A 7823-nucleotide genomic window follows, 5' to 3' on the forward strand; every position below is an offset into this window, starting at 1 on the left:
GACGCGGCGGCTGAAGAAGATCGGGCGCTGGACGATTGAGATCATCAAGCGCTCGGACAAGGCGAAAGGCTTCGAAGGGGCCTGTCGCAAATTTTGGTGGTTAACGTGCTGTTGACCACAACGGTGGAAATGTCGCTCTCGATGTAGCGGAGCGTAGCCATGATTCTAAATGCCATTGCCGAGAAGTTGAAGCGCCAGTCGAAGGATGATTTTAAGGGGCGGCATTTTGAGGCGTGGCTGATCGTGCAGGCGGTGACCTGGTATCTGCGTTACCCGCTCAGCTATAGAGATCTCGAGGAAATGTTCCGCGAGCGCGGGTTCGAGGTCGACCACAGCACCATCAATAGGTGGGTCCTGGCCTATGCGCCTGTCATCGAAAAGCGGCTACGCCAGTTTCGCCGACCGCATTGTGGCTCAATCAGGATTGACGAGACCTACGTCAAGATCCGGGGCAAGTGGCGCTACCTGTACCGCGCCATCGACAAGCACGGAAATCCAATCGACTTTTTGCTCACCGCAAAGCGCGATCTCGATGCTGCCAAGCGCTTTTTCCGCAAGATGCTCAAGGAGGAGCCGCTCCTCTCGCCTGGGAAGATCGGTACCGATGGCGCCAGTACATTTCCTTCTGCGATCAAGACGGCCGTCCATGATGGGCTTCTGCATCCCAATCCGGTGCATTGTGTCACCAAGCATCTCCAACAAGGCATCGAGAGCGACCACTTCCGGGTGAAGAAGAACATGCCCAAGATCGGCGGCTTCCAATCATTCAAAACGGCGCGCAGGACGATCGCCGGGTTCGAAGCAATGTTGTGGCTGCGCAAAGGCTTTGGATTTTCCGGCGCCTGGACCGTCAACGGCCAGAATGACCTGCTCGCGCGCCTCTTCGGACTTCAAAAGGTTAACAAAGCGTGAAAATGCTACCGAGTGCAGGGTAGTCTCAGCCTTCTGAAATGTTTGCGACAAGCCCGGCTCGAGCGTAGAGCCGATCAGTTGTTTGGCCAATGCGATGCGCCGGTGCAGCACATAGTCGTATGGAGAAAGGCCGACCGACACCTTGAAGCCCTTGGAGAAGCGGCTGGTGCTGAGCCGGACCTGCATGCCCATATCGCTGACACGCAGGCACTTGTCGATGTTCTGATCGACATAGCGGGCGATCTTCTTCAACTGCCAGTCCGCAAGGCCTGAAACGGTGCTCGTCGCAACACGCTCGGCCGCAGCGTCCTTGATGGCGAGGAGATCGCCAGACCGCCAGATTTCAAGTGCATTTTCTTCCGGTCCAAGGCCCCACGTCTTGGAACCGTCGGCGGCCACATGGACCGGGATGAACGAAACCATCTTCTGCATCGTCATGTCCTCATCGCTTCGATTGGGACGACGATGCTGCGGCCTTGCCTGCTAAGCCAGTTAAGCGGTGTTAAGCTTCGCTAGCCGGGTTAACGACTTTGTTGCCTGGCGTGAAAACGGCTGTGACCGCGGGTTGTCCGATCGGTTCACCATGTGGACACCGGATCTTCCAAGTGACGAAAGCGCATCCCCGCTAGCTGGGTCTCTCACCCGATCTGATCTTGTCCCATGGCGTGGTGTAGCTTTTGACAACCACGGTGCATTCAGGCGTTGGGCCGAATGATGGCGTCATCATTTGGAAAGATGCCGACGACCTCTGTGCGCCGCTTGATCTCGCCGTTTAGACGCTCGATGGGATTGGTAACCGGTATAAGACCTTTGGTGCTGACGTCCTGCTGCAGTTTCGAGAACTGCGGCGTATGCTGCGAGCATCCGGGACAGAGGCACCGGGAGCGCGAAGGTGCGGGCAGGCCGATACATTTGATGAGCTGTGAGCTCGTGTTAGTAGCTGGCCGCCTCTGCGGCTCGCCCGGTTGCGCCGAGAGCGCGAATCCGTAGTTGTCGTGTCGCCCGCAGCTCCCTTGTTCAAACGACAGGAGATGCTTATGCGACGGGTTATCGGAATTGATATCCACCGAACGTTTGGCGAGGTGGTTTTCTGGGAAGACGGCCGGATCCGCCATGGTGGCCGTGTCGACATTACACGAACAGCTCTTGAGGGGTAAAGCCGGTGGGGTTCAATGCGCCCAGACAGACTGCAATTAACCTTGGCATTTCTGGAATTTACTGTGACGACGAATAAATTGAGCATCACCGGCTTCTTCACATAGGCAGGAAGAAATTTTTATGGCTTGATAAAGTTGTGTCCTCGACGCGCCGTTTGCATCGCACCGATGGCACTGGGGGCCAAGACTGCATAAGTCTTGGCCCTCTTTCCGTTACTCTCAAGCAGCATTTGGTCAATGACAACCAACCCACCGCTCATGAGCTCGCCGCGCCTGCCGGAGGATCACCCCGACCGGTTTCTGGAATGTGAGGAGCAGATTGAGGCGAGCGCGATCGCTAAAGTAGACGCGGCGGTGGCGGCCGGCTGGGTTGGCCCTGAAGTATAGGCGGGTATCATCTCGGTCGCTGACAACCTTATGCTGCAGCGCCTGTCTAAAGCTGCAAAGCCCCTTCGCTTTTGATGAGACGGGAATCGTCCTCTCGGTCATCGCCCCGCTCTCGAATCCCGGCCTGGGAATATTCCTCGTCTCCATCTCCGACGGCGACCATCTGCTGGTCAAGCGCGCCGATCTCGCCACGGCGAGGGCGCTGCTTTTGGGCGCGGGGCACCGGCTGGTTGGCTGAAAGAGGACCGCCGGCGTCCGTGTAAAATTCGCTGGCGATTGCATGATCTTTCTCTATCATCGCGCGTCGCGATACATCCCATGCGAGATGGAGCCCTATGGAGATTTTCCCGCAACGCGAACTGGCCGTGTCCATCGACTTCCTCGAGCCGGCCGGTCTCCGGCCGGATGGCGTCGCGGCTGCGCAGCGCGTGCGCTTTCCGCCGGTGCGCCTGGTGAGTATGACCGGATGCGACTATGGCGGCCTCGGTCTGTTCCGCCGCGATGGCGCCTATCATGTCGCCCCTGACATCTTCCCCGATTACATCGAGCCGCTGGCGCGCAGATCGCTCGAAAACGGCCAATCTTCCGTGTGGTTCGGCGGCATGTTGAACGACGCCTCGGCGGTTGTGGAGCTCGATCGCCCCGCCATCGTCGCACTGCATCCGAACTGGATTTTCGGGCATTTCCTGCTTGAAATGTTGCCGAAACTGATCCTGCTCGACCGGATCGCCGATCCCGCCATCCCGCTTCTGGTGGCGGCGAACGGTCCGGGCTGGATGAAGACTATCCTCGGCGAGGTGTCGCGCCGGCCGCTGTTCGAATATGATCACAAGACCTCGGTTGTGCGCGCGCCGGAATGTCTCGCGCTGACGAATCTGGCGATCGGCGGCTGGCTGCGGCCAGAAATGCGCACGGCGTTCGAACTTCTCAGGGCGGGGCTGTTGCTGCAAACTGGCGTCGGCCGCCAGGGCGACTGGCTCTATATCTCGCGCCGCAAGACGACGTCGGGATGGCACAAGATCGCCAATGAGGAGGAGATCGAGATAGCCCTCGCCGAGATGGGCTTTGCAATCATTCACCCGCAGGAGTACAGCTTCGCTCAGCAAGTCCGGCTGTTTCATCAGGCGCGGCTGGTGGTGGGCGAATATAGTTCGGCTATGCACAACGCCGTCTTCTGCCAGCCCGGCGCGTGCATTCTCTGCCTCAACCGCATCAATCGCTATCAGGAGCAGATCGCCTCGGCTTTCGATCACCGGATCGGCTTCGTCAAGCCAAAGGACGGCGCGTTTCGCGATTGGTCGACCCAGGCCAGCGGCGTTCAGGCGCTCGAATTCGATCCCCGGCATGTCCGGGACGCTGTCGAGGCGATCATGCGGCAGGGATGCCCGCCGCCGCCGTGAGATCATGCGGTCTGTCGGTGGGCAATCGTTTCGATCCGCCCGTAACGCGATCTTCGCGATGGTGTCGGCGCCGTCGACAGGGGACGCGCAACCTGAGCCCGCGACGGGGAGCGGCGTCGGACGCACCAAGCGCGACGCTCTTTCGGACCAGGCGCGCGGACCACTATCGAGGGTCCTCGGTATAATACGCCCTCTTTCTGAACTCGACTCTTTTGCCTTCCCAAAGTGCGATGAATCTGAATCTCTGGAGCAAACCGGAGGCGTGGGATGCGGTCAGGGATTTCTCTTCGTGGCGATTTTGATAGAGACGGTCTCCGGCGAGCCGCGAAGTACGGGCCATGGGCTACCGCAAGCTGGCAGTCCGGCCCAAGAATCACGCTCACGACCCTCAAGCCATGCAGAAATTAAAAAAAACTCCCCCACCGCAATAGCGGAGATCACCGCTGGAGCAGCACGGTGAAAGGTATCCATCCGGCGTAGGCCGCGGGGTTTATGATTTCGGCTCGTCTGCCATGATGCGCTCGATCCTTTTTGGATCACATTGCTCGTCCACAAGGAACTGCTGGACACCTCCGTCCCAGGTTCGGATATCGGCGAGGAATGCCTGCAAGCTTTCGATCCCCGGTCCGTGAAGGTGGTGATGCCCTCTTCGCTGCCGTCGTGGACATGGATCATCTCGCCGTAATCGATGTTGTCTGAGTTGCTGGCGACTTGCTGGATGAGTTCGATGTTCTCGCCGATCAGCGTGGCGACATAGTCGATCGTGTAGACATGCGTCGGGCGCGCCATCAGGCTGCTCTCTGCTGGGCGTTGCCGACGGCGGCCCAGTTCCACGGCAACAGTTCCGGCAGCCGCGACACGGGAATGCCGGGCATGCGGGCGAGCACGTCCGCCAGCCAGGCCTGCGGATCAATGTCGTTCATCTTCGCGGTGACGATCAGGGAATACATGAAAGCGGCACGCTCGCCGCCGCGCTGGGAGCCGGCGAACAGCCAAGCTTTTCTTCCCAGAGCGATACCGCGCAGGGCGCGCTCGGCCGCATTGTTCGAGATGCAAAGCCTGCCATCGTCGAGGAACCGCGTGAAGGCTTCCCAGCGTCCGTCCTTCTCGAACATGTAGTTAATCGCCTTGGCGACGGGATTGTGCTTCGACATCTGGGAACGCTGGGCCGTGAGCCAGTCGTGCAGTTCTTCGACGAGCGGACGAGCATGCTGCTGCCGGGCAGTTAACCGTTCCTCGGCGGACTTCGCGTTTATGCCGCGCTCAATCTCGAAGATCGCGTCGATGCGGGCGACGGCCTCAAGCGCGACAGGCGATATCTCGTGGGCAGGTTTGCCCTTGCGCACGTTGCCGGCGATGTCAGCCAGTTCGAAGAACTTGCGCCGCGCATGGCTCCAGCAGAGCGCGCTCTTGACCGGCGCGGGGCTGCGATCGGCACGATAGAGATCGTTATAGCCGCCGTATGCATCGGCTTGGAGGATGCCATGCCACCCCGCCAGATGGGTGTTGGGATGGGTCTTCTCGCGATCCGCAGAGAAGTGGAAGAGCGCCGCAGGCGGCGCGCCGCCTGCGAAGGGACGGTCATCGCGGACGTAGGTCCATAACCTTGCCTGCTTCGTTGCACCCCTGGCCAGAAGCGGCACGATGGTGTCGTCGCCATGCAGCCGAACGGCTGCCAGGACATGGGCGCGGATCAGGTCATGGATCGGCTGAAGCGCCGTAGCGCAGGCCCCGACCTGATCGGCCAGCGTGGAGAGGCTGAGATCGACGCCTTCCCTGGCATAGCGCTCGGCCTGGCGGTTCAAGGGCTGATGCTGGCCGAACTTCTCGAACAGGATCGTCGCCAGCAGGTTCGGTCCCGCCCATCCGCGCGGTGTCGCATGGAAAGGTGCCGGTGGCTGGCTGATCTTCTCGCAGTCCCGACAGGTGAACTTCTCGCGCACCGTCTGGATCACCTTCCACTGGCGCGGAATCACATCCAACGTCTCAGTGATGTCTTCGCCCATCTTCACGATACGGGCCGAGCCACAGCAGGCGCATTGCGTGGGAGCTTCGATGACCAAGCGCTCGCGCGGCAGGCGCTCGGGAAACGGCTTGCGGGCGGGCCGACGGCGTTCGAAGGCGGAGACACTTGTGATCCTCTCCGCCACGCGTTCAGCCGCGATCTCATCCTCGGTGGCGTCGGCCTCAAGTTCTTCGAGCTGCAGTTCCATCTGGTCGATCAGCCGGGCGCGGCGTTCGGAACTCTGGCCATACTGCTCGCGGCGCAGCTTGGCGATCTGGAGCTTGAGGCGCCGGATCATCGCCTCGGACGTCGTCACGACGGCGCGCAACTGCGCAAGATCGGCCTCGGCAGAGGCAGCGCGCGCTTCCGATGCCGCTAGCGCGGCACGCAGTCCGGATATCTCCGAAGCAGCGTCATCCATGGCCGAAAGCTACCATGGAACCACAGAAAGACAAACAAAAACAGTGGAATGATGGCGACTATCCTGCCGCCGCAGGCCGTTGCGTCCAGCGTGGATTGCGCCAGTCGATCCCTTCCAGGAGATAGCCGAGTTGAGCCGCCGATACAGGCACGGCGGAGCCATTCTGGCTGACCGGCCAGATGAACTTTCCGGCTTCCAGCCGCTTCAGATAAAGCGACATGCCGACGCCGTCATGCCACAGGACTTTGATCAGGTCACCTTTGCGCCCCCGGAAGCAGAAGACCTCGCCGCCATGAGGATCGCGACCAAGACCTTGTTGCACCTTCAACGCCAGGCTGTTCATGCCACAGCGCATGTCCGTCACGCCGCCTGCAATCCACACCTTCACCCCGGCTGAAAAGGCGATCATGACGCATCCAGAACCGGCAACAGCCGGGCAAGGACGGTCGGATCAAGCGAGGACGGGATCGTGAGCCTTCGGCCGTTCGGCAGGCCGATCTCGATCATCTTATCGTCTTCAGGCCGGAGCGGAGCGGCGATCTCGGACGATGCCGGCGGCGGCGGCGAAATCGAAAGCGGCACGAAGTTTGTTGACGCGGAAACGCTCAGGAGCCCGCTCCGATATTGACGACGCCAGCTCGTCAACAATGATCGCGACAATCCATACCGTCGCGCCGTCGCCGAGCCCTGTCGAAACCCCTGAAGGCTCTCCTCGACAATCCGGACCTTCTCTTCGTCCGACCAATCTCGACGGCGACCAAAGTCATCGGCGGACAAGACATCAATGGGCGAAATGATTGTAGCGCATGACATAAGGCATGCATTTAAAGCCAATCTGCAGATGACGGCAGACGGCCTTCGCCGGAGGCAGACGGTGAAAGCGAATAGAGATCTGGTTTCAAGACGAGGCGCGTATCGGGCAGAAAAACAAGATCACGCGCCGCTGGGCCAGGCGCGGAACGCGGCCGTGGGCGCCTCACGATCAACGCACGAGATCGGCCTACATCTTCGGCGCAATCTGCCTAAAGCACGGCAAGGCGGCGGCGTTGGTCATGCCCTTGTGCGACACCCATGCGATTGTCCAACACCTCGCCGAAATCGCCCGCAATGTAGACCAGGATGCGCATGCCATCCTCGTCATGGACCAGGCAGGCTGGCATATGTCCAGCAAGCTCATCGTGCCTGAAAACATCACCATCCTGCCATTGCCGCCCAAGTCGCCGGAACTCAACGCTGTCAAGAATCTCTGGCATTTTATGCGCGACAACTGGCTCTCAAACCGCATCTTCAAATCCTATGACGACATCATCGATCATTGTTGCGATGCCTGGCGAAAGCTCGAAAGCCAACTCTGGCGCATCATGTCCATAGGACGCAGAAAATGGGCGAATGGGTTTTGAACAGTGAGGGAGAGTATTACACAGTTTCCCAGCCCACCAGGGACGGCGGTCGTAGGGTCAATCGTATCTTAGAGTCTGACTCGAAAAGCCTTCAACGATATCCATACCTTGCAAGCCGTCTGGTGATCAGGCGGATGTGGG

At 60.0% G+C, this 7823-nt stretch carries 6 protein-coding genes and 4 pseudogenes; 5 read left to right on the plus strand and 5 right to left on the minus strand.

Features of this window, described 5'->3' with window-relative positions; genetic code table 11:
- Together OCK01_RS26615 and OCK01_RS26220 are read left to right on the plus strand one after the other, a co-directional pair.
- A pseudogene (locus OCK01_RS26615) lies at positions 1-112 on the plus strand (IS5/IS1182 family transposase); the annotation flags it as partial.
- A gap of 47 nt (positions 113-159) precedes the next feature.
- Positions 160-912, plus strand: coding sequence for an IS6 family transposase (locus tag OCK01_RS26220; RefSeq protein WP_263826539.1), 753 nt, complete (start codon positions 160-162; stop codon positions 910-912).
- A 707-nt stretch (positions 913-1619) separates the two neighbouring features.
- On the opposite strand, the pseudogene OCK01_RS26225 reads toward OCK01_RS26220, so the two are convergent.
- Positions 1620-1706 (minus strand): annotated as a pseudogene (locus OCK01_RS26225) (transposase); the annotation flags it as partial.
- Between the two features lie 793 nt (positions 1707-2499).
- Here OCK01_RS26225 and OCK01_RS26230 point away from each other — a divergent pair.
- Positions 2500-2694: pseudogene (locus tag OCK01_RS26230) on the plus strand (ACT domain-containing protein); the annotation flags it as partial.
- Between the two features lie 97 nt (positions 2695-2791).
- A complete protein-coding gene (locus OCK01_RS26235; protein WP_263826540.1) occupies positions 2792-3856 on the plus strand; it encodes a glycosyltransferase family 61 protein in 1065 nt (354 codons plus the stop codon).
- A gap of 273 nt (positions 3857-4129) precedes the next feature.
- Here the strand turns inward: OCK01_RS26235 and OCK01_RS26240 are convergent, their stop codons facing one another.
- The 4 genes from OCK01_RS26240 to tnpA are packed head-to-tail and all read right to left on the minus strand — an operon-like array spanning position 4130 to position 7095.
- The gene (locus OCK01_RS26240; protein ID WP_263826541.1) at positions 4130-4645 is read right to left on the minus strand and encodes a hypothetical protein; all 516 of its coding nucleotides are present in this window, start codon (positions 4643-4645) and stop codon (positions 4130-4132) included.
- A complete protein-coding gene (gene tnpC, locus OCK01_RS26245) occupies positions 4645-6282 on the minus strand; it encodes an IS66 family transposase (RefSeq protein WP_263826542.1) in 1638 nt (545 codons plus the stop codon). The genes OCK01_RS26240 and tnpC overlap by 1 nt, the downstream gene beginning before the upstream one ends.
- Before the next feature lie 58 nt (positions 6283-6340).
- Positions 6341-6691, minus strand: a complete 351-nt coding sequence (gene tnpB / locus OCK01_RS26250; protein ID WP_263826543.1) for an IS66 family insertion sequence element accessory protein TnpB — start codon at positions 6689-6691, stop codon at positions 6341-6343.
- Entirely contained in the window at positions 6688-7095 is a 408-nt protein-coding gene (gene tnpA, locus OCK01_RS26620) for an IS66-like element accessory protein TnpA (RefSeq protein WP_412179073.1), read from the minus strand. Before tnpA ends, tnpB begins: the two co-directional genes overlap by 4 nt.
- 65 nt (positions 7096-7160) lie before the next feature.
- Between tnpA and OCK01_RS26260 the strand changes: the two are divergent.
- Positions 7161-7682: pseudogene (locus OCK01_RS26260) on the plus strand (IS630 family transposase); the annotation flags it as partial.
- Positions 7683-7823: the final 141 nt, after the last annotated feature.

This window comes from Rhizobium sp. TRM95796 (genome assembly GCF_025779995.1).
Classification (GTDB): Bacteria; Pseudomonadota; Alphaproteobacteria; order Rhizobiales; family Rhizobiaceae; genus Rhizobium_E.

Excerpts from the sequence above, each read along its gene's own strand:
- OCK01_RS26235 (WP_263826540.1), top strand. The coding sequence starts at position 2,792 with ATGGAGATTTTCCCGCAACGCGAACTGGCCGTGTCCATCGACTTCCTC.
- OCK01_RS26220 (WP_263826539.1), top strand. The coding sequence starts at position 160 with ATGATTCTAAATGCCATTGCCGAGAAGTTGAAGCGCCAGTCGAAGGAT.
- OCK01_RS26240 (WP_263826541.1), bottom strand. The coding sequence starts at position 4,645 with ATGGCGCGCCCGACGCATGTCTACACGATCGACTATGTCGCCACGCTG.
- tnpB (WP_263826543.1), bottom strand. The coding sequence starts at position 6,691 with ATGATCGCCTTTTCAGCCGGGGTGAAGGTGTGGATTGCAGGCGGCGTG.
- tnpA (WP_412179073.1), bottom strand. The coding sequence starts at position 7,095 with ATGTCATGCGCTACAATCATTTCGCCCATTGATGTCTTGTCCGCCGAT.
- tnpC (WP_263826542.1), bottom strand. The coding sequence starts at position 6,282 with ATGGATGACGCTGCTTCGGAGATATCCGGACTGCGTGCCGCGCTAGCG.